This window comes from Paenibacillus sp. FSL R7-269 (assembly GCF_000517865.1).
In the GTDB taxonomy this organism is placed as follows: domain Bacteria; phylum Bacillota; class Bacilli; order Paenibacillales; family Paenibacillaceae; genus Paenibacillus_AQ.
In genome coordinates this window covers 1-1,860 of record NZ_ASPS01000150.1, presented here as the reverse complement: position 1 = coordinate 1,860, position 1,860 = coordinate 1, and the positions used below count along the sequence as shown (strand labels likewise).

The following is a 1,860-nucleotide window of genomic DNA, read 5'->3' as shown; positions in this document are numbered from 1 at the left end:
CCGGAGCAGCCTGACGCGCAGGAACACTCAACACTTGCGCATCACTATCGGTGGTGGTCACACCGTTACCTGTCTTCACGATATTCAGCACGCTGCCCAGCCAACTGCTGTCTATCGGCAGCGTTCCGTCCGTGGTGGCTGTTACAGCCGTACCATTTACGGTGTATACCCCTTCTGGAATCAGACCTGTCAATTGCTCAGCGTTAAAATCAATCACCGCCGCAGGCGTCACTTCCGCCTCAGATGCAAAGGAGGTCACTGTCACTTCCACCGCCGCAGAACTGAACGCCGTTGCTGTTGCCTTCTTGCGGACATCATAGATACCTGGCGCAAGTCCTGTGACGGTGGTGCCTGGAACATCTGTCCATGCGCCTGCTGTACCTTGTCTGTATTCCATGGCTGTTGTCACATTCGTGAGCGTGCCATCCTTCGCATGAATCGCCGTTTCGTCCGTTGAAGCTACACCCGCAGGCGCTGCCGGACGGGCAGGAATAGTCAAGGTCTGCGCCACACTATCTATGGTTGTCGATGCATTCCCCTTCTTCACTAGGCTCAGGGAGCTGCCCAGCCAAGAGCTATCCAGCGCCAGCTTGCCGTCTGCATCCGCTGTTACGGTCAACGTACCGTTCAGTGTATACGTGCCATTCGCCGCCAGACCGCTCAGCTGCTCAGCTTCATAGTCAATGACCGCTGCTGGTATGGCTTCCGGTATCGCTACATACGCTACCACATTCACGATGTGTGCTACCGAGGCAAAAGCCGTCAATGTCGCCTTGGTCTGGACGTAGTACGTACCCGGAGCAAGTCCCGTCACCGTTGTACCCGTCACATCCGTCCATGCTCCTGCGGCACCTTGCTTGTACTCCATGGCCGGAGTCGCATTCGTAAGCGTACCGTTCTTCGCGTTAATCGCCGTCTCATTCGTTGCTGTTACTCCGGCAGGCGCTGCCGGACGAACAGGGATGGTCAAGGTCTGCGCCGCACTGTTAATCGTCGTGGACGCATTTCCCTGCTTCACAAGGCTCAGAGAGGTTCCCAGCCAAGAGCTATCCAGTGCCAGCTTGCCCGCCGCATCCGCATATATTGATAACGTGCCATTCACCGTATAGAGACCATTCGCCAGCAGACCGCTTAGCTGCTCGGCTTCATAGTCAATCACCGCTGCCGGGATTGTCTCTACCATTGGCACATACGCATTCACCGTAACACTATACGCCTCCGAGGCAAAAGACGACGCCGTCAATTTCACACGGACCTCGTACGTACCCGGAGCCAGTCCCGTCACCGTTGTACCGGTCACAGCCGTCCATACTCCCCCGGTACTTGGCTTGTACTCCATCGCTGAAGTTACATTCGCAAGTGTACCGTTGTTCGCATCTATCGCCAGTTCATCCGTTACCGTCACACCTGTCGGTGTTGCCGGACGGGATGGAATGACCTGCACCTGCGCCGCACTGTCTACCGTTGTCGAAGCATTCCCCTGCTTCACAATACTCAGGGACTCTCCCAGCCAGCTCTGCTCCAGCACCAGGGTGCCATCCGCAGTCGCGGTTACCGCTGTACCATTCACGGTATAGGTGCCATTCGCCAGCAGACCACTCAGTTGCTCGGCTGCATAGTCAATCACCGCTGCCGGGGTAGTCTCTGCCGTTGGCACATACGTATTCACCGTTACACTATGCGTTTCCGATACAAACGACGACGCCGTCAATTTCACACGGACCTCGTACGTACCCGGAGCCAGTCCCGTCACCGTTGTACCGGTCACATCTGTCCACGTTCCTGCTATTCCTTGCTTATACTCCATCGCATTAGTCACATTAATCAATGTACCGTTGTTCGCATCTATCGCCATTTCAT

Annotated in this window: 1 protein-coding gene; it reads right to left on the bottom strand. The window is 55.9% G+C overall.

The features are described from left to right. Positions 1 to 1,860, bottom strand: a 1,860-nt coding sequence (locus C162_RS36515) for a hypothetical protein (protein WP_036702515.1), incomplete at both ends; no start/stop codon positions are given.